This window comes from Streptomyces sp. NPDC096176 (assembly GCF_044763255.1).
GTDB lineage: Bacteria > Actinomycetota > Actinomycetes > Streptomycetales > Streptomycetaceae > Streptomyces.
Window position 1 is genome coordinate 141,758 of sequence record NZ_JBIWFV010000012.1, and the last position, 26,346, is coordinate 168,103.

Consider the following 26,346-nt stretch of genomic DNA (forward strand, 5'->3'; position numbering starts at 1 on the left):
ATGGTATCGACCTTGGCGGTCCCCATCGCGCCCGGAGGGGAGGCTGCTCACAACGCGAGACGGGCACCCGGTTGTTCCCGGGTGCCCGTCTCGGCAGGGCGACAGACTTCGGACCGGTGGGAAATTCACTGGTCAGGGTGGCGTCAGAGGGTGATCAGGGCCTCCAGCGGCGCGCCGTCGAGCGTCGGCCGGAGCCGTGCCCGGCCGCCCAGGAATCCCAGTTCCATCAGGACCGCGACGCCCGCCACCTCGGCACCGGCCCTGCGGATCAGCTCCAGTGAAGCCTCCGCGGTGCCGCCTGTGGCGAGGACGTCGTCGATGACCATGACGCGGTCGCCCGTACTGAGGTCCTCGGCGTGCACCTCGATCTCCGCCGTGCCGTACTCCAGCTCGTACGCCTGCGACAGCGTCGCTCCGGGGAGTTTGCCCGCCTTGCGCACCGGGATGAACCCCATGCCGGCGCGGACCGCCACCGGCGCGGCCAGGATGAAGCCGCGGGCCTCGAGGCCCACGATCTTCGTCGCGCCGTGCCGGACGCAGAACTCGGTCAGGGCGTCGGTCAGCGCGGTGAACGCGACCGGGTCCGCGAGCAGGGGCGTGATGTCCTTGAACGTCACCCCCGGCTTCGGGTAGTCGGCGACGTCGCGGATGCGGCTGAGCAGGAGCTCCTGGGTGGCGGCCCTCATCGGCGCCTGTCCGAGGGACGGCCCCGGCCGCGGCCGCGCGGACCGACGACCGCGGCGGCGGGCGCGGCGTCGCCCGGCTCCCCGTCGTGCGGCTCACCCACCCCGTCCGCCTCGTCCTGCCCGCTCTCGCCCTTGGCAGCGGCGGCGGCGCGCTTGGCGAGCACCCGCTTCTTCAGGGCCTTCATCTGCGGGTCGTGTTCCTTGAGGTCGGCGACGAGCGGAGTGGCGATGAAGATCGACGAGTAGGCGCCGGCCGCGAGGCCGACGAACAGCGACAGCGAGATGTCGTTGAGCATGCCCGCACCGAGGAAACCGCCGCCGATGAACAGCAGACCGGCGACCGGCAGCAGCGCCACGACCGTGGTGTTGATGGAACGCACCAGGGTGCTGTTGATGCTGCGGTTCGCGATCTCGCTGTAGGTGAAGCGGGTCTGCTTGGTGATGTCCTTCGACCCCTCCTTGAGGCTGTCGAAGACGACCACGGTGTCGTACAGCGAGTAACCGAGGATGGTCAGCAGTCCGATGACCGTACCGACGGTGACCTCGAACCCGACCAGGGAGTAGATGCCGACCGTGATGGTGATGTCGTGGATCAGCGCGACGAGGGCCGCCACGGCCATGCGCCACTCGAAGGCGATGGCCAGGTAGATCACGACCAGGAGCATGAAGACGCCGAGGCCTGTCCAGGCCTTGTTGGCGATCTGCTCACCCCAACTGGGACCGACGAGGTCGGCGTTGATCTTCTCGGCTGGGATGTTGAGCTCCTGGGCGAGCTCCTTCTGGACCCGGTCGGCCTCAGCGGTGTCGACACCGCTGATCTGGATCCTCATGCCGCCGGTGCCCAGCTCCTGGACGACCGGGATGTGGTCGGAGATCTCGGCGGCCGCGTCCGTGGCCTGCGAGACGGTCACGTCCGCCTTCGGCGTCGTGAAGACCGCGCCACCCTTGAACTCGATGCCCATGTTGAGGCCTTGGACGGCGAGGGCCACGATCGCGGTGATCGTGATCAGGATCGAGACGCCGTACCAGACCTTGCGCTTGCCGACGAAGTCATAGCCGACCTCGCCCTGGTAGAGCCTGGCACCGAGGTTGCCGAGTCGCGACATCTCACGCCTCCTTCGGGTCGGTCGGGGCAGTGGCGCGGCGCGAACGGCGCAGCGGCGGCTTGACGCCGAGCCGCTTCGGATCGAGACCGGACCACGGGTGGCCGCTGGCGAAGAACTTCCGACGGGCCATGAGCGTCATCAGGGGCTTGGTGAAGAAGAACACCACGACCACGTCGAGCAGTGTGGTCAGGCCCAGTGTGAAGGCGAAGCCCTGGACCTTGCCGACGGTGACGACGAACAGCACCGCGGCGGCGAGGAACGAGACGAAGTCGGAGACCAGGACGGTGCGCCGGGCGCGCGGCCAGGCACGCTCGACGGCGGGCCGCAGCGTGCGGCCTTCGCGAATCTCGTCCCGTACACGTTCGAAGTACACGATGAACGAGTCGGCGGTGATACCGATGGCGACGATCGCGCCGCAGACGGCCGGCAGGTTCAGCGCGAAACCGATGGCCGGGCCGAGCAGCGTCATGAGCGTGTAGGTGAGGATCGCGGAGACGCCGAGGCTCAGCAGAGCGATCAGCGACAGGCCGCGGTAGTACGCCACCAGGTAGATGATCACGAGGGCGAGGCCGATCGCACCGGCGATGAGGCCGGCCTTCAGCTGCTCGCCGCCGAGGGCGGCGGTGACGGTGGTGACGCTGTCCTCCTCGAAGGACAGCGGCAGCGCGCCGTAGGACAGGATGTTGCCCAGGTTCTGAGCGGAGTCCTGGTCGAAGCTGCCGGTGATCTCGGCGCTGGCGCTCAGCGTCTGGTTCACCTGCGGGGCCGAGACCACTTCACCGTCGAGGACGATGGCGAACTGGTTCATCGGGGGCTGCTGCTGCGACAGGCGGCTGGTGATCTTCTGGAACTTCTTGGCACCGGCGTCGGTGAAGTCCATCGTGACGATCCACATGCCACGCGTCTGGTCGAGCTGGCCCTTGGCGTCTTCGACGTCCTTGCCGTCGACCTCGGCCGGGCCGAGGACGTACTTCTCCCACTGGCCGGCGCTGTTCTTGCCACAGGCGACGGTCGGCTCGGACGGCTTGACGTTGTCGCCGAGCTTGCCGCGGGCCTTGTCGTCGGTGCAGTCCAGCGACGTGAACTGCTTCTCCAGCGCCGCGGTGGCGGGGTCGGCGGACGGCTTCGGCTCCGGGCTGTCGCCGGGCTTGGGGCTCTCGGAGGCCTTCGGCTCCTCGGAGCCGGAGGGGCTCGGGCTCACCGCAGGCGCCTTGAGGTCTTCGGTGACCGCGCGGCCCTGGGTGGTCGCACTGGGTGAGGGAGTGCCGGACGGCGGGGTGGCCGTCTCCTTGGCCTTGTCGTCCTTCGGCTTACCGCTGCTGGACGCGCTCGGCGAAGGCTCCGGAGCGGTGGGACCACCGGCTGCGACGGTCAGTACCGGCCGGAAGAAGAGCTGGGCAGTGGTGCCGACCTGCTGGCGGGCCTGCTCCGAGTTCGTCCCCTTGGGGATGTTCACAATGATGTGATTCTTGCCCTGGGTCTGAACCTCGGCCTCGGACACGCCCAGACCGTTGACACGGCGCTCGATGATGCCGACCGCGGTGTTCATGTTGGTCTCGTTGACCGCGTTCTCCTGACCGGGCTGGCTCTTGGCCTGGAGCGTGATGGTCGTACCGCCCGCCAGGTCGATGCCCAGACGCGGCGTGAACTGACCTGCCCAGAACATCCCGCCCGTGAGCGCGACCATGGCGATCAGGATCAGAGCCAGGGCACGCCCCGGCTTGCCCTGAGCCCCCGCGGGCCTTCGGCCCCTGTTCGGTGCTGCCACCTTCTCGTTTCTCCCTGTCCAACCGCCCCGGCGCCGGGTATGCGCCCAGGGCGGCCACGAAGTGTTGTGGGGACCTGCCCCCGCGATCAGCGATCAGTCGGCACGCCCGGGGGACCGCCCGACGCCGGTTGGGCGCCGTCAGCGGTCCCCGATCGTGGCTACTTCGCGTCGGCCTCGCCGTCGGCCTTGCCGTCCTTGGGCTCGTCGGCCTTGTCGACCTTCTTGGTGAGGTCGAGCTTGGCGTCGTCCGCGGAGGCCACAGCCTCGTCGGCGTCCGTGCCGGCGGCGTCGTCGGTCAGCGAGGAAGCGTCGTCCGGGACGGCCGGAGCGTCGGACTTGAGCTCGTCGTCGCCGTGGACGATGCGGTTGTACTCCTCGTCGGAGAGCACGGCGCCGATGGCGTTCTTCGCGAACACCAGGTGGACGCCGGGCGCCGCCTCGAGGAGGACCGTGTCGTCTGTGACCTCCTTGACGGTGGCGTAAAGGCCCCCGATGGTCCGCACGCCGGTGCCGGGCTGCATCTGGTCGCGCATGTTGGCGGCAGCCTGCTGCTTCTTCTTGGCGGAGCGGGTCATCAGGAACATGGCCCCGATGAGCACGATGAAGGGGAGGAGGGTCAAGATATCCACGGGGGAATTCCTTCGCATGACCGCGTGAGCGAGCGGCCTGATCTACGGGGGTGGGCACGCCGACCTGTACGGGCGGCATCGGCGGAGTCTAAGCGAGTCCGCATCGATGGAACAACGCCCAGCATCCCACTGTGGTTCCTGGTCCGGCGAGTACCCTCGCCGTGCCGCCCCCGTCACGTCCCGAACAGGCCCTGTTGTCCGCTTGCACCCTGCGCCTGCTGCGGCGGGGTCAGCCCGAGGTGGGCCCAGGCCGCAGGGGTGGCGACCCGGCCACGGGGTGTGCGCGCCAGCAGCCCCTCCCGTACGAGGAACGGCTCGGCGACCTCCTCGACGGTCTCGCGCTCCTCCCCCACCGCGACCGCGAGGGTCGACAGGCCGACCGGTCCGCCGCCGAACAGCTTCAGCAGCGCTTGGAGCACGGCGCGGTCAAGACGGTCGAGACCGCGGGTGTCCACCTCGTACACCTGCAGTGCGGCGGCGGCGACCTCCCGGTTGATCAGGCCGTCGGCCTTCACCTGGGCGTAGTCCCGGACACGGCGCAGCAGGCGGTTGGCGATACGGGGCGTACCGCGCGACCGGCCCGCGATCTCGGCGGCGCCGTCGGTGTCGATGTCGAGGTCGAGCAGCTGGGCGGAGCGGTGGATGACGCGCTCGAGCTCGGTGGGCTCGTAGAACTCCATGTGCGCGGTGAAACCGAAGCGGTCACGCAGCGGCGGCGGCAGCAGTCCGGCCCGGGTGGTGGCACCGACGAGGGTGAACGGGGGCAGCTCCAGCGGGATGGCGGTGGCGCCCGGGCCCTTGCCGACGATCACGTCGACCCGGAAGTCCTCCATCGCCATGTACAACATCTCCTCGGCCGGCCGGGACATGCGGTGGATCTCGTCCAGGAAGAGGACCTCGCCCTCATGGAGGGAGGAGAGGATCGCGGCCAGGTCACCGGCGTGCTGGATGGCGGGGCCCGAGGTGATGCGGATCGGCGCGTTCATCTCCGACGCGATGATCATGGACAGGGTGGTCTTGCCGAGGCCGGGAGCGCCGGAGAGCAGGACGTGGTCGGCGGTGGCGCCACGGGCGAGTGCCGCCTTGAGCACGAGGTCCAGCTGCTCGCGGACGCGCTCCTGGCCGACGAACTCGGCGAGCGTCTTGGGGCGCAGAGCCGCTTCGACGGCCTGGTCCTCGCCGTCGGCGGCACCGCCGACCAGCCGCGGTTCCGCCTCGGCGGTGGTCTCGTCGTCCCAGTTCACGTGGTGTCTGCCTTCTCGGTTCGTACGGTTGTCAGCGGGCGGGGCGGGACGGGGCCACTGCGGCCCGGCCGCCACCCTCCCGCAACGGCCTGACGGCCGTGGGAGGCACCCCCTCCTGCTACCCGGGCGGGCCCGGGCTTCGTGCGGTGCCCTCAATCTCCCCCAGGACCCGGCATCGCGGGAGGGGCCCCCGCCGGATGCATACGCGGCCCGGCCGGCGGTGGAGGCGCCGGGGCCAGGGACGACACCCCGCCGGCGAGGGAGACCCGGGGCTCGGGGCGCGGCGCCGCAGGTGACGGAGGCGCGGGAAGGCCCGAGCGCGACGGCCCGGGCGCAAGACCTCCCCGCAGGGACACCTCAGCGCGCCCGGTTCAGCGTCTGCAGCGCCGCGCGCAGCAGCGGGCCCACCTCCGGCGACGCGCCCATCGTTTCCGCCTGCGGCGCCACCGCCGTCACCGCCTCGTCCGCCTCGCGTGTCGCGTAACCGAGGCCGATCAGCGCGGCGTGGAGGTGGTCGCGCCATGACTGGCTGACAGGAGCACCGACGGCGGGGCTCGTGCCGAGCGGCTCCCCGAGTCGGTCCTTCAGCTCCAGCAGCAGCTTCTGGGCGCCCTTCTTGCCGATGCCGGGCACTGCGGTCAGCGCCTTCTCGTCGCCGGTGGCGACGGCGATCCGCAGGGCGTCGGGGCTGTGCACCGCGAGCATGGCCTGGGCGAGCCGCGGCCCCACCCCGCTCGCGGTCTGCAGCAGTTCGAACACCTGGCGTTCGTCGTCGTCCGCGAAGCCGTACAGGGTGAGCGAGTCCTCCCGCACGACCAGCGAGGTGGCGAGCTTCGCGGCCTGGCCGATGCGCAGCTCCGACAGGGTGTTCGGGGTGCACTGGACTGCCATGCCGATGCCGCCGACCTCGATCACGGCCGTGGTGGGGGCGAGCGCGGCGACGGGGCCGCTCACGAAGGCGATCATGCGGTGCGGCCTTTCGATGCGTACGTCGACGAGCGGTGCGCGGCGACGGCTTGCTGGAGGCGGTTCTGGGCGGGGGCCCGCCAGATGTGGCAGATGGCGAGGGCGAGCGCGTCGGCGGCGTCGGCCGGCTTGGGCGGGGCGTCGAGCCGCAGCAGCCGCGTCACCATCGCCCCCACTTGTGCCTTGTCGGCCCGGCCGCTGCCGGTGACGGCGGCCTTGACCTCGCTCGGGGTGTGCAGGGCGACGGGGATGCCGCGCCGGGACGCGCAGAGCATGGCGACGGCGCTGGCCTGGGCGGTGCCCATCACCGTGCGGACGTTGTGCTGGCTGAAGACCCGCTCCACGGCGACGAATTGGGGCCGGTGCTCGTCGAGCCACTGCTCGATCCCCTGCTCGATGGCGACCAGCCGGCTGCCCAGCTCGGCGTCGGCCGGGGTGCGCACGACCCCCACGCCGAGCATGGTCAGCGGGCGGCCGGCCACGCCCTCGACGACGCCCACGCCGCATCGGGTCAGCCCCGGGTCCACCCCCAGCACGCGCACGCCACCACATCCTTCGCTCAACTGTTTGTGCAGGCTATCGGCTGCCACTGACATCGCGCGCGACGCGCGGACGGGCCGACAGGGAGCGTCTCCCCGTCGGCCCGTCGCGTACGCCGATATGAGTGGGCGTCAGGCGTCGACCTTCTCCATGACGTCGTCCGAGACGTCGAAGTTGGCGAAGACGTTCTGCACGTCGTCGCTGTCCTCGAGCGCGTCGATGAGCTTGAAAATCTTGCGCGCGCCCTCCTCGTCCAGCTCGACCTGCATGGTCGGGACGAAGTTGGCCTCGGCGGAGTCGTAGTCGATGCCGCCGTCCTGCAGGGCGGTGCGGACCGCGACCAGGTCGGTGGCCTCACTGAGCACCTCGAAGGAGTCACCGAGGTCGTTGACCTCCTCCGCGCCGGCGTCGAGGACGGCTCCGAGGACGTCGTCCTCGGTGAGCTCGCCCTTGGGGACGATGACGACACCCTTGCGGTTGAAGAGGTACGACACCGAGCCCGGGTCGGCCATGGACCCGCCGTTGCGGGTCATGGCGACGCGCACGTCGGAGGCGGCACGGTTGCGGTTGTCGGTCAGGCACTCGATGAGCACCGCGACACCGTTCGGCCCGTAACCCTCGTACATGATGGTCTCGTAGTCGACGCCGCCGGCCTCGAGACCGCCACCGCGCTTGACCGCGGAGTCGATGTTCTTGTTCGGCACCGAGCTCTTCTTGGCCTTCTGGATGGCGTCGAAGAGGGTCGGGTTGCCTTCCACGTCCGCACCGCCGGTGCGGGCCGCAACCTCGATGTTCTTGATCAGCTTCGCGAAGAGCTTGCCGCGCTTGGCGTCGATCACGGCCTTCTTGTGCTTCGTCGTAGCCCATTTAGAGTGGCCGGACATCTGCCTGTCTCCTTCGCGTAACCCTTTACTGAACGAACCCCAGAGATCCTACCGGGATCCCGTCAGGCCGCGGCGCGCACCATGTCCACGAAAAGGCCGTGGACCCGGTGGTCGCCGGTCAGTTCGGGGTGGAAGGAGGTCGCGAGGACGTTGCTCTGCCGCACCGCCACGATGTGGCCGCCGTGCTCCGCGAGCACCTCGACCTCCGCGCCGACCGACTCGACCCAGGGCGCGCGAATGAAGACGCCCTCCACGGGACTCCCCTCGACGCCCTTCAGCTCGACGGCCGCCTCGAAGGACTCGTTCTGCCGGCCGAAGGCGTTACGACGGACGATCATGTCGATGCCGCCGAACGTCTCCTGGCCCGACCGCGGGTCGAGGATCTTGTCGGCGAGCATGATCAGCCCGGCACAGGTGCCGTACACGGGCATGCCCGCGCGCAGCCGCTCGCGCAGCGGCTCCATCATGCCGAACAGGACCGCCAGCTTGGAGATGGTGGTGGACTCGCCGCCCGGGATCACCAGGGCGTCGACCTCTGCCAGCTCCTCGGGGCGCCTGACCGGCCTGGCCACGGCATCGGCCGCGGCCAGGGCGATCAGGTGCTCCCGGACGTCGCCCTGGAGCGCCAGGACACCGATCACGGGCGAAGCCTCCGCCGAAGGCAGGGGATTCGTGGTCATTACCAGCCTCGGTTGGCGTAGCGCTCGGCCTCGGGCAGCGTGTCGCAGTTGATGCCGACCATGGCCTCGCCCAGGTTGCGGGAAGCGTCCGCGATGATCTTCGGGTCGTCGAAGAAGGTCGTGGCCCGCACGATGGCCGCGGCACGCTTGGCCGGGTCGCCCGACTTGAAGATGCCGGAGCCGACGAAGACGCCCTCGGCACCGAGCTGGCGCATCAGCGCGGCGTCCGCGGGGGTGGCCACACCACCGGCGGAGAACAGCACGACCGGCAGCTTGCCGAGCTCGGAGACCTCCTTGACGAGCTCGTACGGGGCGCGGAGCTCCTTGGCGGCGGCGTACAGCTCGTTGTTGTCGAAGCCGCGCAGCTTGGCGATCTCGTTCTTGATCTGACGCAGGTGGCGGACGGCCTCGACGACGTTGCCCGTGCCGGCCTCACCCTTGGAGCGGATCATGGCCGCGCCCTCGGCGATCCGGCGCAGGGCCTCACCCAGATTGGTGGCGCCGCACACGAACGGGGTGGTGAACGCCCACTTGTCGCTGTGGTTGACCTCGTCTGCCGGGGTCAGCACCTCGGACTCGTCGATGTAGTCCACGCCGAGGCTCTGCAGCACCTGGGCCTCGACGAAGTGGCCGATGCGGGACTTGGCCATGACCGGGATGGAGACCGCTTCGATGATCTCCTCGATCATGTTCGGGTCGGACATCCGCGCCACACCGCCGTCCTTGCGGATGTCGGCGGGCACGCGCTCCAGGGCCATGACGGCGACGGCGCCCGCGTCCTCGGCGATCTTCGCCTGCTCGGCGTCGACCACGTCCATGATCACGCCGCCCTTGAGCTGCTCGGCCATACCGCGCTTCACGCGTGCGGTGCCGGTCTCGGGGGTCTGCGGGGTGGGAGTGCTGGACACGGGAACCTCACTTGATGACGACGTTGTGGTGCGTCACCGATGGAACCTCCGCCGACCAGTCCACTGCAAGGGCCAATGGACACCCGGTGGATCGTTTTAGCCGGGCCTGTCCGCAAGCGCGGCCGGAGGCTCGTCGTCCATCTCGAAGGCCAGCGGGAAGGGAGCGTGGCCGGCGAGCCGGAACCAGCGGACCTTCCGGTGCCGCCGCAGCGCCCGCGCGGCGCGTACGGCGTCGTTGTGGAACCGCCGCGCCATGGGCACGCGGCGCACGGCCTGCGCGAGCTCTTCCGCAGCGTCCTCACCGCCCGGAACGTGCCGCACCGCCTCGACCTGCTCGCTCTCCCCGAAGACCGCCCGCAGCGCCGCACTCAACTCGCTCTCCGCGACCTCGCGGTGCTCCTCCTCCGCCTGGCGGGCGTCATGGGCGGCCTCGTACAGCACGATCGACGCTGCGGGATCGAGTACGCCGGAGGTGGCGAGCTCCTGCGCGACCGAGGCCCGCCGCAGCAGCTGCGCGTCGAGGGCGGCACGGGCCGCGTCGATCCGGGCGTGCAGCCGGTCGAGCCGCCCGGCGGTCCAGCTGAGGTACATGCCGATGGCGACGAGGGCGACGACGATCCAGATCAGGGTGCTCACGGGCGGCAAGGCTACCGGTGCGGGCCCACCGGTCCGTGGCGGGCCACTGGGCGGGGCAGCTCCCCCACCCCCGGCCCGTCCGGCCTGGCGGCCGTGGGGCCCAACCCGCACCGAGCCGAAACCGGGGTTTCACGGAGCGAATTCCGGCCCGTCGGCGTCCACCTCCTACGCCTGGCGGCGTGGGTGACACCCCCACGGGCGCCCGCGACAAGTGGAGACGAAGGACGGACACCGCGCGAAGGGCGGTGCGGGGTCCGGGTGCTGCCCGGTCCGGTACCCGGCACGGCCGGAGCCTCGACGCTGCTGCCGAGCGCGAGTGGGAGCACAACGGTCGGCCAGGCCACAGGGGCGGCGTGCGGACACCACGGCCGCCAGGCCGTACGGCCAGGGGTGCGGACACCACGCCCCGAACCGCACGAGCAGACGCGCGGACACCACGCCACCAAACCGCACGTGCAGGCGCGCGGACACCACGACCGCCCAACCGCACGAGCAGGACGCCGGCCCCGTGCCCGCCAGGCCGTACGGGCCCCGCCGGGGGCAAGCCCCGCAGGCGTCAGCTTGAGCGCGCCGGGCCGAACCGCGCCCGGAACCCCTGGCGCTCGTCAGTCGCGACCGACGCCGCCCCGTCCGTCACGGTCTCGTAAACGGCCAGAATGTCCGCCCCCACCGTCGACCAGTCGAACCGCCGCACATGCGCGCTGCCCCGCGCCCGCAGCTCGGCCCGGCGTTCGGGGTCCCGCAGCAGCCGGATCGCCGCGGCCGCCAGCGCGGCCGCGTCCTCGTTGGCGAACAGCTCGCCCGCCGCCCCTTGGTCGAGGACCTGGGCGAACGCGTCCAGGTCGGAGGCGAGCACCGGCGCGCCCGCCGACATCGCCTCGACGAGGATGATGCCGAAGCTCTCACCGCCGGTGTTCGGCGCCACGTACACGTCCACGCTGCGCAGCAGCCGCGCCTTGTCCTCGTCGCTGACCATGCCGAGGAACTCGACGCGCTTGCGCATGTCGACCGGCAGGGAGGCCACGGCCTCCTCCTCGTCGCCGCGTCCGGCGACCAGCAGCCGGGTGTCCGGGCACTGTTCGAGGATCGCGGGGAGCGCTTTCATCAGCACCGGAAGCCCCTTGCGGGGCTCGTCGATCCGGCCGATGAAGCCGATCGTGTTGCCCTGCCATTCCTTCTTCGCGTCCGCCTTCTCGAAGAAGGTGACGTCGACGCCGTTGGGGATGACAACGGCGTCGCCGCCCAGGTGCTCGACGAGGGTGCGCCGCGCGTACTCGCTGACCGCGATGCGGGCGCTGATCTTCTCCAGGGCAGGCTGCAGGATCGGGTACGCGGCGATCATGGCCCGTGAGCGGGGGTTCGACGTGTGGAAGGTGGCCACGATCGGTCCCTGCGCCGCCCAGCAGGACAGCAGCCCCAGCGACGGCGACGCGGGCTCGTGGATGTGGATCACGTCGAAGGTGCCGTCGTGCAGCCACCGCCGCACCCGGGCCGCGGAGAGGAAGCCGAAGTTCAGGCGCGCCACGGAGCCGTTGTACGGGACGGGCACGGCCCGGCCCGCGGAGACGACGTACGGCGGCAGCGGCGTCTCGTCGTCGGCCGGGGCCAGCACGGAGACATCGTGTCCGAGCCGGATCAGATGGTCGGCGAGATCCCTGATGTGGAACTGAACGCCCCCCGGCACATCCCAGGAGTACGGGCAGACGATGCCGATCTTCACGTCCTGCGCTCCTCGAGATCGGCGAGCCACAACCGCTGCAACATGTGCCAGTCCTCCGGGTGTTCGGCGATACCGGTGGCGTAGGCATCGGCCAGCGCCTGTGTCATGGAGGACGTCTTCTCGGCGCGGGTGCCTGTCTCGGGGACCTCGACGGGCGCGTGGATGCGCCCGAGCATGATCGATTCGTCGCCGTACCACAGGGTCGCGGGCAGCAGCAGCGCCCCGGTCTGCTGCGCGAGCAGCGCCGGGCCTGCCGGCATGCGCGCCGTCTCCCCGAAGTACTTGACCTCGACGCCGGACGCCGACAGGTCACGGTCGGCGACCAGGCACACCAGGCCGCCGGAGCGCAGCCGGCGCGCGAGGGTGCCGAAGGCGGCACCGCCCGAGTGCGGCAGCACCTCCATGCCGAGGCTCTCGCGGTAGGCGACGAACCGGTCGTACAGCGACTCGGGCCGCAGGCGCTCGGCGACCGTCGTGAACGGCACGCCCAGGGCCCTGGTCACCCACACTCCCGCGAGGTCCCAGTTGGCGAGGTGAGGCAGCGCCAGGATCACGCCCCGGCCGGAGGCGAGGCCCTCGGTCAGGCGGTGCACGTCCTGGATCTCGACGCTGCGCTTGACACGCTCCGGGCTGTAGGCGGGCAGCCGGAACGACTCCATCCAGTAGCGCATGTACGAGCGCATCCCGGCCTTGGACAGTGCCGCGAGCCGCTCGGGACCCGCGTCGGGCACCACCCGGGCGAGGTTGGACTCCAGTCGCAGCACACCCTTGCCGCGCCGCTTCCAGGCGATGTCGGCGATGGTGCGGCCGAGCCGGGCCGCGGCCGGCTCCGGCAGCTTCTTGACGGCGCTCCAGCCCAGTCCGTAGAGCGCGTCGGTCAGTCTGTCCCGCATCACGCTGTCCCCGCCCCGCCCTCATGCGCCGCGGCGGCGTCCGCCTCTGCCGACTCGCGCCGCACTGTCACCACCCGCTGCCCCAGTGTCACCAGGCTGCCGACGGCCACGATCCACAGTGCGACGGGCAGCAGGATGTCGATGCCGGGCACGCCGAATGCGTGCAGTCCGGCGAGCCCCGCGGCCAGCAGCGAGATCACGAGCCGCTCCGCACGCTCGATGAGCCCGTTGACGGCCACCGGCAGGCCGATCGATTCACCGCGCGCCTTGGTGTAGGAGACGACCTGGCCGCTCGCGAGACAGAAGATCGCAACCGCGCACAGCACGTTGTCGTCGCCCCCGCCCGCGTACCAGAGGGCGAACCCTCCGAAGATCGCCCCGTCGGCGACCCGGTCGAGCGTCGAGTCGAGGAACGCGCCCCATCGGCTGGAAATGCCCGCCTGACGTGCCATGTTCCCGTCGACGAGGTCGGAGAAGACGAACAACGTGATGACGATCGTGCCCCAGAAGAACTCTCCACGGGGGAAGAAGACCAGCGCTCCCGCCATCACTCCGGCCGTGCCGACGAGGGTGACCGCGTCCGGGCTGACCCCGCGGCGGAGCAAAAACGCGGCGAACGGTGTGAGGACACGCGTGAAAAATGCACGCGCGTACTTGTTCAGCATGGCCTTCCCGAGGGTCCGGTGGGCCGCGTGGCCCCTACGGCCACCGGCTGGCCCATCGTAGCCACGACCGCCGCGCGGCAGCGCCGGGCACCCGTCCGGGGAGGCGGCGTCCGACGTATGGACGCACAGTGACGGGAGTGGAAAGCTCGAAAGACCACCGCGGGCACAGCCGGAGCTGCCCCGGACGCCCCATGAGGAAACGCCTCACCGCTCCCCGCGCCCGCGGATTCCCCTCCTCGCCGTGCAATCGATCGGGAGGCAAGATCATGGGTGACAAGGCACACGCACACCCCGGAGCCGCCGGCAGAGCAGTAACGGCCGACCACCCCGCATCCGTACGGAATGTGGTGCTGGTCGGCCACAGCGGATCCGGCAAGACGACCCTGGTCGAGGCGCTGGCCCTGACCGCTGGAGCGGTCAACCGGGCCGGCCGGGTCGAGGACGGCGCGACGCTCTCCGACTACGACGAGATCGAGCACCGCCAGCAGCGTTCCGTACAGCTCTCGCTCGTCCCCCTCGAATGGGGCGGGTGCAAGATCAACGTTCTGGACACCCCCGGATACGCCGACTTCGTCGGTGAACTCAGGGCCGGTCTGCGAGCCGCGGACGCGGCCCTCTTCGTCGTGTCCGCCGCGCAGGAGGCCGATGCGGTGGCCGGCGCCACCCGCGCGGTCTGGGAGGAGTGCGCGGCGGTCGGCATGCCCCGCGCGATCGTCGTGACCCACCTGGAGACCGCCCGGACCGGCTTCGACGAACTCACCGCCGTATGCTCCCGCATCTTCGGCGGCGACGACCCCGACGCCGTACTGCCGCTCTACCTTCCGCAGTACGGCCCTCAGCACGCCGACGGGCATGCGCCGGTCACCGGCCTGGTCGGCCTGCTCAGCCAGAAGATCTTCGACTACTCCTCCGGCGAACGGAAGGAAACCCCACCGGACCCGGACCAGACGCCCCTCATCGAGGAGGCACGCAACCGTCTGATCGAAGGGATCATCGCCGAGAGCGAGGACGAGACCCTCATGGACCGCTACCTCGGCGGCGAGGAGATCGACCTCAAGACCCTCGTAGGCGACCTGGAGAAAGCCGTCGCCCGCGGCACCTTCCACCCCGTCCTCGCCGCCGCCCCCGCCGGCAACGGCTCCAAGCAGGGCCTCGGCACCGTCGAACTGCTGGAGCTCGTCACCGGCGGCTTCCCCACACCGCTCGAACCGCCGGCGCCCGTCGTCACCTCTCCCGACGGGGAGCCGCGCCCGCAGATCAGCTGCGATCCCGCCGGCCCGCTCGTCGCCGAGGTCGTCAAGACCGCCTCCGACCCGTACGTCGGCCGGATCTCGCTCGTCCGGGTCTTCTCCGGAACCCTGCGCCCCGACGACACCGTGCACGTGTCCGGGCACGGACTCGCCGACCGCGGCCACGAGGACCACGACGTCGACGAACGCGTCGGAGCCCTGTCCGCCCCCTTCGGCAAACAGCAGCGCCCCCTCCCCCATGCGATCGCCGGCGACCTGGCCTGCGTCGCGAAGCTCTCCCGCGCCGAGACCGGGGACACGCTGTCCGCCACGGACAACCCGCTCCTCATGGAGCCGTGGGCCATGCCCGACCCACTGCTGCCGCTCGCCATCCAGGCCCACAGCAAGGCGGACGAGGACCGGCTCTCCCAGGGACTCGCACGCCTGGTGGCCGAGGATCCGACCATGCGGCTCGAACAGAATCAGGCCACCCACCAGGTCGTCCTGTGGTGCCTGGGCGAGGCGCACGCGGACGTCGCCCTCGAACGGCTGCGCAGCCGCTACGGGGTGCAGGTCGACGTCGTCCCGTACAAGGTTTCACTGCGCGAGACCTTCGCCGGCACCTCCGCAGGCCGCGGCCGTCACGTCAAACAGTCCGGCGGGCACGGCCAGTACGCGATCTGCGAGATCGACGTGGAGCCGCTGCCGCCCGGCTCCGGCATCGAGTTCGTCGACAAGGTCGTCGGCGGCGCGGTGCCGCGCCAGTTCATCCCGTCCGTGGAGAAGGGCGTACGCGCCCAGGCCGCACGCGGGGTGGCGGCCGGCTACCCCCTCGTCGACGTACGGATCACCCTCAGGGACGGCAAGGCCCACTCCGTGGACTCCTCCGACGCCGCCTTCCAGACCGCCGGTGCCCTCGCCCTGCGCGAAGCCGCCGCCGACGCCCACATCAATCTGCTGGAGCCCGTCGCCGAAGTGAAGGTGCTCGTCTCCGACGAGTACGTGGGCGCGGTGATGAGCGACCTGTCGGGCCGCCGCGGCAGAGTCGTCGGCACCGAACAGGTCGCCGGGTCACGCACCCTCGTCCGAGCGGAAGTACCGGAGATCGAGATCGGCAGGTACGCGGTGGACCTCCGCTCCCTCTCCCACGGCACCGGCCGGTTCAGCCGTTGCTACGCCCGCCATGAGGCCATGCCCCAGCAGGTCGCCGACAGAATGCGCGAACAAGCCGCGGCCAACGCGTAGTTGTCGCTGCCGCCCGCCCGGGACCCTCACGGCGGGCGGCAGCCCCATGCCCACTGACGCGACGGCCAGAGCCTCGATACGCTGGGCAACGAACCGGGTCGCCCAGTTCAGAAGGTGTGCGAGGCACGGTAGTTGGGAACAGGCCGCAGTGCGGAAGCACGCGGCGATGGGGGCGGTAGTGGCGAACAACGCATTCGATTTCACCCCCGGGGCTCAGGTCCCGCTCACGGGGTCGGCCGGACAGACCGCGGCGACGCACGCGCTCGCATCGGCCGCATACCGGGACAGCGAGCTCAAGGAGATCCTCAAAGCCAACAGCGAGTGGCACAAATCCGAGGTGAAGCCGGGCAAGATCTCACTCCTGGAGCCCAATCTCGGCGAAGCCTTCGCCAGGGCCGTCCAGGTCCGAACGCTGGGCGGCGCCCGCGCGCCCCTCGTGCAGTCCTTCGGCACCGAACCCCAGTCCGTCGTCGAACACTGCCTCGCCGCCACCGGCCTGCGCCGCGAACGCGACAGAAGACTCACCGCCGTCATGGGCATGTGCGGACTGCTCTTCCTGCCGGGACTGCTCCTGTGGCTGGGCGTCTTCCAGCTCCGCCGCACCCTCGCCGGCTCGCAGAACAGGACCGCCGGAGCGATCGGCAACCTGCTGCTCGTGGCCATCGGAATCCTGGTCGTGCTCTTCCTCGTCCGCCTCCCCTTCGGCGGCTTCTGGGCGTACTACGTCCGCGCCATGCTCATCGCCCCCGTCATCGGCTGGTTCCTGGCCAAACGCATCTGCGAATCCTCCGCCAGGGACATGCGCGCCCGCTGGGACGCCCTCCTGTCCGGCGGCGGCCTCGGGGCCAAAGTCCCCGAGGCCGTGCCCGGGAACCCGGGTGACGCCGCCCGCGAGCAGCTCCGCCAAGGCCTCGAGAAGCTCACCGCCGAGCAGCGGTCCAACGTCGTCTTCTACGCCGGCCCCAAGGGCATACTCGGCATGGGAACCCGCTGGGGCAGCTGGCAGATGGCCGAGGAGCTCGTCTCCAAGGACCCCGCCAAGGAGATCAACCAGTTCCGCAGCTGGGACGTCATCCGGGCCATCCACGACAAGCTCAAGCTCCTGGAACGCGGCCCGCTCAACTCGGGCGGCTTCCCCACGCCCTCGGTCACGCACTGGATCGTCTCCCCCGTCGGCGAGAACGCCGGCGCCATCGCCCGGCCCGAGGGCCAGGAAATCGAGACCTTCCAGATCAAGGGCCACGAGATACAGCGCATCTGCAACCACCAGCAGTTCGGCAGCGGAAACCGCCACTACCTGGGCGTGCAGTTCACCCTCTGGGACGGGCAGCTGGTCATCACCATGATGATCACCGTGACCGTGCTCCACGAGACCCTGCGCGTCGAGGTCACCGGCCACGCACTCGGCCCGGTCCACTCCCTCTTCACCACGAAGCCGGAGCCCAAGACCGTCACCGTCAGCAAGACCTTCCGGTTCTGGGAAACCGTCGAGCGCGTCCTGCCGCTCGTCGAGGCTCGGGAGGTCGTACGGCTCGCCGCACGTGCGCCGTTCACCTGGTATCCGCCGCTGCTCGACTACCTCGGCGGCAAGCTGGTGCTCCCCGAGCCCTTCGGCCTGCGGCACGCCTGGGCGGAGAAGCCGTGGCGGCACCGGTTCATGGCGGACGACGCCATGCGCGCGGCCACGCCCGTGCTGCGCGTGGCACACGCGGCCGCCGTGAAGGTGCTCGAGGACAACGGCGTCGACACGGAACGCTTCAGCACCCGCGCCTCCGTGGTCAGCGGCTTCGTCCAGGACCCCAGCCCGCGCAAGGCGGACGTCTACGAGGCGTAGGCCCTACGCGGGCCAGGCCTCCGCGAGCATCTTGCGGGTGTCGCCGAGCAGTTGCGGCAGCACCTTGGTGTTGCCCACGACCGGCATGAAATTGGTGTCGCCGCCCCAGCGGGGCACGATGTGCTGGTGCAGGTGGGCGGCGATACCGGCACCGGCGGCGGAGCCCTGGTTGAGGCCCACATTGAATCCGTGCGCACCGGAGGCCGTGCGCAGGGCCGTCATGGCGCGCTTGGTGAACTCGGCCAGCTCAAGGGTCTCGGCGTCATCCAGATCCGTGTAGTCGGCGACGTGCCGGAACGGAACGATCATGGTATGCCCGCCGTTGTACGGGTAGAGATTGAGCACGGCATACACGCGCTCGCCGCGGGCGACGACCAGACCGTCCTCGTCCGACTTCCCCGGGATCGAGCAGAACGGGCAGCCGTCGCCTGAGCCCGGACCGGTGGGCTTGTTCTCACCCTGGATGTACGCCATCCGATGAGGCGTCCACAGTCGCTGGAACGCGTCCGGCGTCCCGACCCCGATCTGCTGCTCCGGCTGCTCTGTCGTCATGCGGGCCAGCATATTCGGCGTGGGCGGCGGCATGCGGCGAGGGGCGGCCCCCGGGAAAGGGCCGCCCCTCGCTCATCCCCGCCGAGGCGGGGAGCAGGCTCCTGCCGAGCCCTGATTCAAGCCGATCGGGCCATCCCCGCCTGGTGCGGGGACCACCTCACACCTGCACGCGACGCTCGACCACATCGACGAGCTTGGCCAGCGCCTCGTCACGGGCGATGCCGTTCTCCTGCGAGCCGTCGCGGTAGCGGAAGGAGACCGTGCCGGCGTTCATGTCGTCGTCGCCGACGATGATCATGAACGGGACCTTCTGCTTCTGCTGGTTCCTGATCTTCTTCTGCATACGGTCGGAGGACGCGTCGACCTCGACCCGCAGGCCCTTCTTCTTCGCCTCCGCGGCGAACTCCTGCAGGTACTCGACGTGCGCGTCGCCGATCGGGATGCCGACCGCCTGCACCGGCGCCAGCCACGGCGGCATCGCGCCCGCGTAGTGCTCCAGCAGCACGGCGAAGAAGCGCTCGATGCTGCCGAACAGCGCGCGGTGGATCATCACCGGACGGTGCTTGGTGCCGTCGGGGCCGGTGTACTCGAGGTCGAAGCGCTCGGGCAGGTTGAAGTCCAGCTGCACGGTCGACATCTGCCAGGTGCGGCCGATCGCGTCCTTTGCCTGGACGGAGATCTTCGGGCCGTAGAACGCGGCGCCGCCCGGGTCCGGGACCAGCGGAAGGCCCTGCTTCTCGGCCACCTGCCGCAGGGTCTCGGTGGCTTCCTCCCAGACCTCGTCCGACCCGACGAACTTCTCCGGGTCCTTGGTGGACAGCTCCAGGTAGAAGTCGGTCAGACCGTAGTCGCGCAGCAGGTTCAGCACGAAGGTCAGCGTCGAGTCGAGCTCGTCCGCCATCTGCTCCTTGGTGCAGTAGATGTGCGCGTCGTCCTGCGTGAAGCCGCGGGCACGGGTCAGACCGTGCACCACACCCGACTTCTCGTACCGGTACACGGTCCCGAACTCGAAGAGGCGCAGGGGCAGTTCACGGTAGGACCGGCCCCGCGCGTCGAAGATCAGGTTGTGCATCGGGCAGTTCATGGGCTTGAGGTAGTAGTCCACGCCCTCGTCGAGCTGCATGGGCGGGTACATGCCCTCGGCGTACCAGTCCAGGTGGCCCGAGGTCTCGAAGAGCTTCCCCTTGGTGGCATGGGGGCTGTAGACGAACTCGTAGCCCTCCTCCTCGTGGCGCTTGCGCGAGTAGTCCTCCATGACACGGCGGATGATGCCGCCCCGGGGGTGGAAGACGGCGAGGCCCGAGCCGATCTGCTCGGGGATGGAGAACAGGTCGAGCTCGTTGCCGAGCTTGCGGTGGTCGCGCTTCTCGGCCTCGGCGAGGAAGTCGAGGTGCGCCTTCAGCTCGTCCTTCGACGGCCAGGCGGTGCCGTAGATGCGCTGGAGCATCGGGTTCTTCTCGCTGCCGCGCCAGTATGCGGCCGCGTTGCGCATCAGCTTGAAAGCCGGGATGTTCCGGGTGGTGGGCAGGTGCGGACCGCGGCAGAGGTCCTTCCAGCACAGCTCGCCGGTCTTGGCGTCCAGGTTGTCGTACATGGTCAGCTCGCCCGAGCCGACCTCCACGTCCGCCCCGTCCTCGCTCGTTGCCGAGCCCTTGAGGCCGATGAGCTCCAGCTTGTACGGCTCGTCCGCGAGCTCCTCGCGCGCGGCCTCGTCGGTGACGACGCGGCGCGAGAAGCGCTGGCCGCGCTTCTGGATCTCCTGCATCTTCTTCTCGATGGCCTTGAGGTCATCGGGGTGGAAGGGCTTCTCGACGTCGAAGTCGTAGTAGAAGCCGTCCTTGACCGGCGGGCCGATGCCGAGCTTCGCCTCCGGGAACAACTCCTGCACGGCCTGCGCCATGACGTGCGCGGTGGAGTGGCGCAGGATGTTGAGGCCGTCCTCGGAGGAGATCTCGACGGGCTCGACCTCCTCGCCGTCCTTCGGCTCGTACGCGAGGTCCTTCAGCTCGCCGCCCACGCGCGCGGCGACGACGGTGCGCTCGGGGAAGAGGTCGGCGGCCGTAGTGCCCGTCGTCACCACGCGCTCTTCCCGCTCGGAATCGCGTTGGATGATCACACGGACGTCTGACACCGGTCTCTCCTGACTGAAGGCGGATGCGTACCCGATGGGGGTGCGTACGCACTCGGAATCGTACCGAGCCGGAGGGACCACTCGCGAAACGGTTAAGGAGCCGGGGCGGGCCCTATCCGTCCTCCTCCTGCTCGCCCGCCTCCTCGAAGAAGTCGAGGTTCTCCTGGAGCGACTTCATCAGCCGGTCCCGATCCGCCTCGTCCACCGGAACCGGCACCAGGCCGGAGGCGTCGGTGAGCCGCCGGAAGCCGCCCCGGCTCTCCAGCCGTCCGGCCACCCGGATCGGCAGGCCGACCAGGTGCGCATGGCCGGCCGTGCGGTACGCGTCCTCGTCCAGTGCCACCCGGATGTGGGGGACGTCCGCGCCGGCCAGCACCCGCAGCCGTACAGTGCCGGAGCCGCGCGGTCCCGAGCGCCGCATCCGCACGACGGTGCCGGTGATGCGCACGGGCACGGACGGCTCGTCCTGGAGGTAGCGGGCGCCGGCCGCGCGCAGTGCCGGTAGATCGCCAGGCGAGAACTCGACGGGTTCCATGCGCGCCGCGCAGCCCTGCGGCACTCCGGCGGCGGGTGACCAGGCGAGCGCGATCCGGGCGCCCTCCGAGCCCCGCACCAGGGCGATGACCGACTCGGTCAGCTCTCGGCTCACCCCGGCGTGGACCGCCGCGTCGAAGGCCTCCATCCCGCCGGTCGCGCGCTGGTAGTCGACGGCCTCCCGCGCCGCCTGCAGCGCGTGGCAGAGCCGGACCGCGAGGGCCCGTCCGGACTGCACGGGCACGAAGGCGGTCAGGGTCCGGCCGCCCGGCGCGGGCCCGACGAGGACACCTTCGAGGAGGGCCTGGGCCTGCCTGCGGTGGCGGGCGCCGTAGTAGCCGGCGCGGCCCCGGGCGGCGAGCGCCCCCGCCAGCAGCATCTGCCGGGCGGCGGAGCGGAGCTGCTCCTGGACGGTCCACTGTGCCGTGCCCGACGAACCCGTCAGGGGTGTGTCACGCCACCAGCGGATTTCGTCGCTGGGGACGGTGAGCCCCACGAGGACATCCCTCGCGGACGGTGCGGCGCTGCGGAGGAGGGCCGTGATCGCCTCACCGAGCAGGTCCTCGCAGTCGGGGAAGGCCTTGCTCTCGGGTACGAGCAGGCTGGTGCCGCCGGTGGCGGGCCCCGGCGGGGTCCAGCGGGTGTAGCGCCCGGCGGCGCCACCGCGGCGGCGCCAGCCGTGCCGGTCCAGCAGCGCACCGAGGACGACGGGGTCGACGTCGGCCGGGTCCGGTTCCACCGCTCCCAGCCAGGGTCCGGAGGGCTCCGTGGCGCCCGGGCGGGGGCGCACATGCTCATCGAAGGGCTGGTGCATCAGGGTCTCCCTCCAGCCCCGACACGCGTCATGATCTCGCAGAGCGCTCGGTCGTCGAAGATCCGCGAGGTCGGGATGCGCACGGTGGTCCTGCGCCTGCCGGTCACGGGTTGGCCGGCCAGGTTGGTCCAGTAGCAGCAGTGCCTCAGGTCGAGCCGGTCGTGACTGGCGCGCAGCCACTCGTCCTGCGTTCTGGGGACGAGCATCACGACCAGGATCTTGTGCACGGAGACCGGGGTGCGGGCCAGCTTCACCAGGTGGTCGTTGTCGAGCGTGAAGGAGAACGCGGGCCCCGGCGGGTGCGGCGGGATCTGGTACGTGCACTTGAGCTGCACCTTGATGGTCACTTCGTCGTCGACCGTGTGTCCGGCCGAGCTGTGGCTGACATGCCAGTCGATGCCGTTGTCGGGAAACGGCTGGGAGAGCGAACACCCCGCCGCGGCTGCGACGGCATGCAGATAGCCCACCTGGAGCGTCTCCATACAGGCGGTGGTGGCGAGTGCTCCGCGCAGCGGGACCGTCCGCTGGGGCGGGGGGCACCTCCCGCTTGCGGGGGACAGCCCTCCCGGCTCGGGCTGGGCGAGCGCCATGGCAATTTCCTTCCCCGTCACCTGTGTTGTCACCGGCCTGCGTACGGTGCAAACAGCCCGGGTATCACCGATTCGGGCAGGGGTTGTCGCCATCTGCCGCTTACGTGCGAGGAGTTCGGGGATGACGCACTGGTATGACGGCCCCCTGGCCGCATTTGACACAGAGACAACCGGAGTGGACGTCGAGCAGGACCGGATCGTGTCGGCGGCGCTCGTGGTCCAGGACGCGCCCGGCGGGCGGCCGAGGATCACCCGCTGGCTGGTGAATCCGGGGGTGCCCGTGCCGCCGGGAGCCGTCGAGGTTCACGGCCTGACCGACGACCATCTGCAGCGCAACGGCCGTTGGCCGGCGCCGGTGATGGAGGAGATAGCCAGGTCGCTGGCCGAGCAGTGCGCTGCCGCCCGCCCGCTGGTGGTGATGAACGCGCCGTTCGATCTGACGCTGCTGGACCGGGAGTTGAGGCGCCATCGTGCCTCGTCGCTGAGCCGCTATCTGGACCGTTCGCCGCTGTGCGTGCTGGATCCGCGGGTGCTGGACAAACATCTGGACCGCTATCGCAAGGGCCGGCGGACACTCGCCGACCTGTGCGCGCAGTACGAGGTGGTGCTGGACGGCGCCCATGACGCCGCGGCGGACGCGCTGGCGGCGCTCGAGGTCGTCCGGGCGGTCGGCCGGCGCTTCGCGGCGCGGATGGAGCGCCTCTCGCCGGCGGAGCTGCACACGTTGCAGGCGGTGTGGCACGCGGCGCAGGCGCGGGGACTGCAGGCGTGGTTCGCGCGCAGCGGCACTCCCGAGGCTGTCGACCCGGCGTGGCCGCTGCGTCCGGACCTGCCGGCCGCGGCCTGACCCCGGGGCGGGAATGAGCAAGGCCGGTCCGTCGATGACGGACCGGCCTCTCCCGGTGGGCGATACTGGGTTCGAACCAGTGACCTCTTCGGTGTGAACGAAGCGCTCTCCCACTGAGCTAATCGCCCGGGAACGCACTGAACCATACAGTGCCCTGCGGGCTTCCTTCAAACTCCTTCCAGGTACGCCTCGAGCCCTCGCCGCCCGGCGCGCATCATCAGCGCGTGGTTGGCGCGGAAGACCGGTCGGCAGGGCACGGCCAGCCTTCTCATCAGGGGCCGGCGCACCACCACCTCCTGTTCGTAGAGCGCGAGGGTGCCGCGGCCGCCCGCCCGAACCGTCCATCGCGACCAGCCGTCGAGATCGCCCGTCATGCCCATCTCCAGCACACCGGCCACCGGGTCGCGGCGCCGTCCGCGGGCGGTGATGCGGAGGTCGTACGGGAGCACGGAGCGCAGGCGTGCGGTGCCCGACTCGCCGTCGGTGGTGGCCACCTCGCGTACCTGCGGCCACCACAGGGGATAGTCCCCGGCTCTGGACAGCACTTCGTAGACCGTTTCCGGCGCGGCGGGCAGATCCCAGGTGGTGCGGAAGCGGTAGTGGCTCCAGTCCATGGGCCCAGTCTGCGCCCCTCAGCGGGGATACTCACGCGGAATTGAGTATCCGCGCCCATACCGCGGGCTGTGGCGGGGGCCACACTTCCGGCCATGGACAACGTGCCACCACCGGCCGAGGAGCTGGGGATACTCGACCGCGAACTGCGGCAACTGGACGCCCGGCGGGCGCAGTTGCTGACCCGCAGGGCCTGGCTGCTCGCCGCGCTGCAACCGCCTGTCGCCCCGGGCGCCCCGCCCGCGCCGCCGCGGGCCGGTTTCGGCCCGCCCAATTCCGCTCCGGGCGGTTTCGGCCGGCCTTTCGCCGCCCCGGCCGGGCCGGACACTTCCCCGCCCGGCGTGCAGAACGTGCTGCTGACGCTCGGCGGCATCCTGCTGACCGTCGCGGCGATCGCCTTCACCCTGGTCAGTTGGGGGGCCATGGGCATCGGCGGCCGCTCCGCCGTGCTCGGCGCCGTGACGGTGGCGGCGCTCGGCACCCCGTACGCGCTGCTGCGCCGTGGGCTCGTCGCGACGGCCGAGTCGATCGCCGTGCTGGGCCTGGTGCTCATGGTGCTCGACGCGTACGCCTTGCACCGTGCTGTGCTGCCGGAGACGGATGGACTCGGTTACGCGGCCTTCGCCTCGGCCGCGCTCGCCGCGCTGTGGTCCGCGTACGGCCTGTGGCTGCCGCGCCTTCACACACCGCTGCCCGCGGCCGTGGTGGCCGCCCAGCTCCCGCTGCCGCTCTGGGCCCTGACCGCCGGCGCCGGCGCACCGCCCATGGAGTGGGCGCTGTTGCTGACCGCCGCGCTGGACGTCGCCGTCGTGGTGTGGACGCGGCCGGTCCCGGTGAGGGTCACCGCAGGTGTCGCGGCGGCGGTGACGGGCGGCGGAGCACTGCTGATCGGCGCCTTCCGGTCGCTGGCGGCCGACTCCCCGTCGGCTGCCGCGAATCCGGCGGTGCTGCTGGTCGCGGCGGCGGCCGTCGCTCTGTTCACGGCGTGGCGCGTCCCGGCCGTCGCCGGTGTCTCTGCGGTGGCGGGTCTCGCGGCGGTAGCGGGTGTCGGCGGCGTCGTCCGCGCGACGGTTCCCGGCGTCGGCTGGGCGGTCATCGGCTACCTGCTGTGCGGGACCGCGCTGATGGCCGTCGTACGGGCCCCGGTGCCGCGGCGCCTGCTGCCGGGTCTGGCGGGCGCGTCCGCCGTGGTGCATGCGGCATCGGCCCTGATGGCCCTGCCGTTGTCGGCGCTGGCGCTGGCGGGCCCGGTGACGGCATTGACGGACGTCTGGTCCGGTACGTCGCCGCTGCCGGATCCCGACTCCACGGCAACGACCCTGCTCCCGGCGCCTCTTGCGCTGCTGATCACCGCGGCGGTCCTGGTGGCGGCCTCCCATGACCGCGGCACGCCCTCCGCCGCGGACGCCACCGGCTCCCAGCCGCCGTCGGCGGCGACCGGCACCATGTGGCCGGCGCGGGGCGACCGGCTGCGTACTGCCGCCCGTTGCGGTGCCCTGGTGCTGGTCTGGGCGGCGTTCGTCGCGGTGCCGGTCGTGTTCGGCTTCGGGCACTCCGCCGCTGTCCTCTGGCAGCTGGCGCCGACCCTGGGCCTGCCGGCCGCCGCCGCGTGGCGACAGTCCGGTGCCATGACGTCGACCGCTCTGGCGTGCGCGCTGACCGGGTCGGTGAGCGTCGCGCTGCTCTCGCTCGCGACTCGCCCCGCGACCTTCGCCGTCCTCGGAGTGCTGGTGGGGGCCTGCGTGGTGGCCGCCGTAAGGGCGCGTGGTCCGCTGCAGGCCCTGCTCGCCTGCACGGCGACCGTCTTCGCGACGGGCTTCGCCGGAGCCGCCGCCGCGGCCCTGGAGCTTCCGGCACACCGGGCCGCGCCGCTGCTCCTCACCGTCCCGGCGCTCACGGCGCTCCTGGGCGCCCGGCTGCGGCGTCACCCGGCGGCCCTCCCCGTGGAGGTCACCGGCTCAGGGGCCGCACTCGTCGCGCTGCTGCTCGCGGCGGGCCACCTGCCCACGCTCGCCCTGGTTCTCGCGCTGTGCGGAGTCATCGCCGCCGGAACGGCCGTGCGAGCCGAGCGGCGCCCGGTCGCCGGGTATCTGGCGGTGGCGCTGTTCGTCCTGGCGACGTGGGTGCGGCTGGCCGCCTCCGACGTCGTGGCGCCCGAGGCGTACTCGCTGCCCGTCACGGTTCCCGCGCTGGCGGTCGGTGCACTGCGCCGCCGCAAGGACCCGCAGGCATCGTCCTGGACGGCGTACGGGCCGGGCCTGGCCGCGACTCTCGTGCCGAGCCTCGTCGCCGCGTGGGGCGACGAGCACTGGCTGCGCCCGCTGCTGCTGGGGGTCGCGGCGCTCGCCGTCACGCTCGCCGGCGCCAGGCTGCGGCTGCAGGCGCTGCTGATGCTCGGTGGCGCGGTCCTGGCCCTGGATGCCCTGCACGAGCTCGCCCCGTACGTGGTGCAGGCCGTCGGCGCTCTGCCCCGCTGGCTTCCGCCGGCTCTGGTCGGCCTGCTGCTCCTTGCCGTGGGAGCGACGTACGAGCAGCGCCTGCGGGACGCCCGCAAGCTGCGGGAGAGCCTTGGTCGTATGCGGTGACGGGGAAACGCCGCAGGCCCCGGAGACGTGTCGGTCTCCGGGGCCCGC

At 71.0% G+C, this 26,346-nt stretch carries 23 protein-coding genes and 1 tRNA gene; 4 read left to right on the forward strand and 20 right to left on the reverse strand.

What is annotated here, in order from left to right; genetic code table 11:
• Positions 1-143: 143 nt before the first annotated feature.
• The 14 genes from ACIQ7Q_RS28480 to pgsA all read right to left on the reverse strand — a co-directional run bounded on the left by ACIQ7Q_RS28480 (position 144) and on the right by pgsA (position 13,325).
• Positions 144-686 carry an adenine phosphoribosyltransferase gene (locus ACIQ7Q_RS28480; RefSeq protein ID WP_403868067.1) on the reverse strand — a complete coding sequence of 181 codons (543 nt, stop codon included), beginning with the start codon at positions 684-686 and terminating at the stop codon, positions 144-146.
• Positions 683-1,792 carry a protein translocase subunit SecF gene (secF, locus tag ACIQ7Q_RS28485; RefSeq protein ID WP_403868071.1) on the reverse strand — a complete coding sequence of 370 codons (1,110 nt, stop codon included), beginning with the start codon at positions 1,790-1,792 and terminating at the stop codon, positions 683-685. The genes ACIQ7Q_RS28480 and secF overlap by 4 nt, the downstream gene beginning before the upstream one ends.
• Before the next feature lies 1 nt (position 1,793).
• Positions 1,794-3,560 (reverse strand): protein translocase subunit SecD, encoded by a 1,767-nt coding sequence (gene secD, locus ACIQ7Q_RS28490; RefSeq protein WP_403868074.1) that lies wholly within the window; start codon positions 3,558-3,560, stop codon positions 1,794-1,796.
• Positions 3,561-3,718: 158 nt separating this feature from the next.
• Complete coding sequence (yajC, locus tag ACIQ7Q_RS28495) at positions 3,719-4,189, reverse strand: preprotein translocase subunit YajC (protein ID WP_403868077.1); 471 nt, start codon at positions 4,187-4,189, stop codon at positions 3,719-3,721.
• 173 nt (positions 4,190-4,362) lie between these two features.
• Positions 4,363-5,433, reverse strand: a complete 1,071-nt coding sequence (gene ruvB, locus ACIQ7Q_RS28500) for a Holliday junction branch migration DNA helicase RuvB (protein WP_403868080.1) — start codon at positions 5,431-5,433, stop codon at positions 4,363-4,365.
• Positions 5,434-5,790: 357 nt separating this feature from the next.
• The gene (ruvA, locus tag ACIQ7Q_RS28505; RefSeq protein WP_403868083.1) at positions 5,791-6,399 is read right to left on the reverse strand and encodes a Holliday junction branch migration protein RuvA; all 609 of its coding nucleotides are present in this window, start codon (positions 6,397-6,399) and stop codon (positions 5,791-5,793) included.
• A complete protein-coding gene (gene ruvC / locus ACIQ7Q_RS28510; protein WP_403868086.1) occupies positions 6,396-6,941 on the reverse strand; it encodes a crossover junction endodeoxyribonuclease RuvC in 546 nt (181 codons plus the stop codon). The genes ruvA and ruvC overlap by 4 nt, the downstream gene beginning before the upstream one ends.
• A gap of 129 nt (positions 6,942-7,070) precedes the next feature.
• Complete coding sequence (locus tag ACIQ7Q_RS28515) at positions 7,071-7,823, reverse strand: YebC/PmpR family DNA-binding transcriptional regulator (protein ID WP_403868089.1); 753 nt, start codon at positions 7,821-7,823, stop codon at positions 7,071-7,073.
• A 62-nt stretch (positions 7,824-7,885) separates the two neighbouring features.
• Positions 7,886-8,503 (reverse strand): pyridoxal 5'-phosphate synthase glutaminase subunit PdxT, encoded by a 618-nt coding sequence (gene pdxT, locus ACIQ7Q_RS28520; protein ID WP_403868092.1) that lies wholly within the window; start codon positions 8,501-8,503, stop codon positions 7,886-7,888.
• The gene (gene pdxS / locus ACIQ7Q_RS28525) at positions 8,503-9,411 is read right to left on the reverse strand and encodes a pyridoxal 5'-phosphate synthase lyase subunit PdxS (protein ID WP_403868095.1); all 909 of its coding nucleotides are present in this window, start codon (positions 9,409-9,411) and stop codon (positions 8,503-8,505) included. Before pdxS ends, pdxT begins: the two co-directional genes overlap by 1 nt.
• A gap of 96 nt (positions 9,412-9,507) precedes the next feature.
• On the reverse strand, positions 9,508-10,002 hold the full coding sequence (locus ACIQ7Q_RS28530; RefSeq protein WP_403868323.1) for a hypothetical protein: 495 nt from the start codon (positions 10,000-10,002) through the stop codon (positions 9,508-9,510).
• Positions 10,003-10,603: 601 nt separating this feature from the next.
• Positions 10,604-11,767 (reverse strand): glycosyltransferase family 4 protein, encoded by a 1,164-nt coding sequence (locus tag ACIQ7Q_RS28535; protein ID WP_403868098.1) that lies wholly within the window; start codon positions 11,765-11,767, stop codon positions 10,604-10,606.
• A complete protein-coding gene (locus ACIQ7Q_RS28540; protein WP_403868101.1) occupies positions 11,764-12,660 on the reverse strand; it encodes a phosphatidylinositol mannoside acyltransferase in 897 nt (298 codons plus the stop codon). The genes ACIQ7Q_RS28535 and ACIQ7Q_RS28540 overlap by 4 nt, the downstream gene beginning before the upstream one ends.
• Complete coding sequence (gene pgsA / locus ACIQ7Q_RS28545) at positions 12,660-13,325, reverse strand: phosphatidylinositol phosphate synthase (RefSeq protein WP_403868104.1); 666 nt, start codon at positions 13,323-13,325, stop codon at positions 12,660-12,662. Before pgsA ends, ACIQ7Q_RS28540 begins: the two co-directional genes overlap by 1 nt.
• Before the next feature lie 266 nt (positions 13,326-13,591).
• Here pgsA and ACIQ7Q_RS28550 point away from each other — a divergent pair, with 266 nt between their 5' ends.
• Both ACIQ7Q_RS28550 and ACIQ7Q_RS28555 read left to right on the forward strand, forming a co-directional pair.
• Complete coding sequence (locus ACIQ7Q_RS28550) at positions 13,592-15,799, forward strand: elongation factor G-like protein EF-G2 (RefSeq protein WP_403868107.1); 2,208 nt, start codon at positions 13,592-13,594, stop codon at positions 15,797-15,799.
• Between the two features lie 178 nt (positions 15,800-15,977).
• The gene (locus tag ACIQ7Q_RS28555) at positions 15,978-17,633 is read left to right on the forward strand and encodes a hypothetical protein (protein ID WP_403868110.1); all 1,656 of its coding nucleotides are present in this window, start codon (positions 15,978-15,980) and stop codon (positions 17,631-17,633) included.
• A 3-nt stretch (positions 17,634-17,636) separates the two neighbouring features.
• Here the strand turns inward: ACIQ7Q_RS28555 and ACIQ7Q_RS28560 are convergent, their stop codons facing one another.
• From ACIQ7Q_RS28560 to ACIQ7Q_RS28575, 4 genes are all read right to left on the reverse strand, one after another.
• Positions 17,637-18,197 (reverse strand): HIT family protein, encoded by a 561-nt coding sequence (locus ACIQ7Q_RS28560; protein WP_403868326.1) that lies wholly within the window; start codon positions 18,195-18,197, stop codon positions 17,637-17,639.
• A gap of 145 nt (positions 18,198-18,342) precedes the next feature.
• Complete coding sequence (gene thrS / locus ACIQ7Q_RS28565; protein WP_403868113.1) at positions 18,343-20,316, reverse strand: threonine--tRNA ligase; 1,974 nt, start codon at positions 20,314-20,316, stop codon at positions 18,343-18,345.
• 112 nt (positions 20,317-20,428) lie between these two features.
• The gene (locus ACIQ7Q_RS28570; RefSeq protein WP_403868115.1) at positions 20,429-21,664 is read right to left on the reverse strand and encodes a hypothetical protein; all 1,236 of its coding nucleotides are present in this window, start codon (positions 21,662-21,664) and stop codon (positions 20,429-20,431) included.
• Positions 21,664-22,254, reverse strand: coding sequence for a DUF4365 domain-containing protein (locus ACIQ7Q_RS28575; RefSeq protein WP_403868118.1), 591 nt, complete (start codon positions 22,252-22,254; stop codon positions 21,664-21,666). Before ACIQ7Q_RS28575 ends, ACIQ7Q_RS28570 begins: the two co-directional genes overlap by 1 nt.
• 121 nt (positions 22,255-22,375) lie before the next feature.
• Here ACIQ7Q_RS28575 and ACIQ7Q_RS28580 point away from each other — a divergent pair, with 121 nt between their 5' ends.
• Positions 22,376-23,101 carry a 3'-5' exonuclease gene (locus tag ACIQ7Q_RS28580; RefSeq protein ID WP_403868121.1) on the forward strand — a complete coding sequence of 242 codons (726 nt, stop codon included), beginning with the start codon at positions 22,376-22,378 and terminating at the stop codon, positions 23,099-23,101.
• A gap of 56 nt (positions 23,102-23,157) precedes the next feature.
• Here ACIQ7Q_RS28580 and ACIQ7Q_RS28585 read toward each other — a convergent pair.
• A tRNA-Val gene (locus ACIQ7Q_RS28585) sits at positions 23,158-23,229 on the reverse strand.
• A gap of 39 nt (positions 23,230-23,268) precedes the next feature.
• Positions 23,269-23,715: an SRPBCC family protein gene (locus ACIQ7Q_RS28590; protein ID WP_403868124.1), complete on the reverse strand. Its 447-nt coding sequence runs from the start codon at positions 23,713-23,715 to the stop codon at positions 23,269-23,271.
• Between the two features lie 93 nt (positions 23,716-23,808).
• Here ACIQ7Q_RS28590 and ACIQ7Q_RS28595 point away from each other — a divergent pair, with 93 nt between their 5' ends.
• Entirely contained in the window at positions 23,809-26,298 is a 2,490-nt protein-coding gene (locus ACIQ7Q_RS28595) for an SCO7613 C-terminal domain-containing membrane protein (RefSeq protein WP_403868127.1), read from the forward strand.
• Positions 26,299-26,346 lie beyond the last annotated feature (48 nt).

Bases quoted from the DNA above. Each gene is read 5' to 3' on its own strand.
- ACIQ7Q_RS28540 (WP_403868101.1), bottom strand. From the start codon at position 12,660: ATGCGGGACAGACTGACCGACGCGCTCTACGGACTGGGCTGGAGCGCC.
- ruvA (WP_403868083.1), bottom strand. From the start codon at position 6,399: ATGATCGCCTTCGTGAGCGGCCCCGTCGCCGCGCTCGCCCCCACCACG.
- ACIQ7Q_RS28530 (WP_403868323.1), bottom strand. From the start codon at position 10,002: ATGTACCTCAGCTGGACCGCCGGGCGGCTCGACCGGCTGCACGCCCGG.
- ACIQ7Q_RS28595 (WP_403868127.1), top strand. From the start codon at position 23,809: ATGGACAACGTGCCACCACCGGCCGAGGAGCTGGGGATACTCGACCGC.
- ACIQ7Q_RS28580 (WP_403868121.1), top strand. From the start codon at position 22,376: ATGACGCACTGGTATGACGGCCCCCTGGCCGCATTTGACACAGAGACA.
- ACIQ7Q_RS28560 (WP_403868326.1), bottom strand. From the start codon at position 18,197: ATGCTGGCCCGCATGACGACAGAGCAGCCGGAGCAGCAGATCGGGGTC.
- pgsA (WP_403868104.1), bottom strand. From the start codon at position 13,325: ATGCTGAACAAGTACGCGCGTGCATTTTTCACGCGTGTCCTCACACCG.
- ACIQ7Q_RS28575 (WP_403868118.1), bottom strand. From the start codon at position 22,254: ATGGCGCTCGCCCAGCCCGAGCCGGGAGGGCTGTCCCCCGCAAGCGGG.
- ACIQ7Q_RS28590 (WP_403868124.1), bottom strand. From the start codon at position 23,715: ATGGACTGGAGCCACTACCGCTTCCGCACCACCTGGGATCTGCCCGCC.
- ACIQ7Q_RS28570 (WP_403868115.1), bottom strand. From the start codon at position 21,664: ATGCACCAGCCCTTCGATGAGCATGTGCGCCCCCGCCCGGGCGCCACG.
- ACIQ7Q_RS28515 (WP_403868089.1), bottom strand. From the start codon at position 7,823: ATGTCCGGCCACTCTAAATGGGCTACGACGAAGCACAAGAAGGCCGTG.
- pdxT (WP_403868092.1), bottom strand. From the start codon at position 8,503: ATGACCACGAATCCCCTGCCTTCGGCGGAGGCTTCGCCCGTGATCGGT.
- secF (WP_403868071.1), bottom strand. From the start codon at position 1,792: ATGTCGCGACTCGGCAACCTCGGTGCCAGGCTCTACCAGGGCGAGGTC.
- ACIQ7Q_RS28550 (WP_403868107.1), top strand. From the start codon at position 13,592: ATGGGTGACAAGGCACACGCACACCCCGGAGCCGCCGGCAGAGCAGTA.
- ACIQ7Q_RS28480 (WP_403868067.1), bottom strand. From the start codon at position 686: ATGAGGGCCGCCACCCAGGAGCTCCTGCTCAGCCGCATCCGCGACGTC.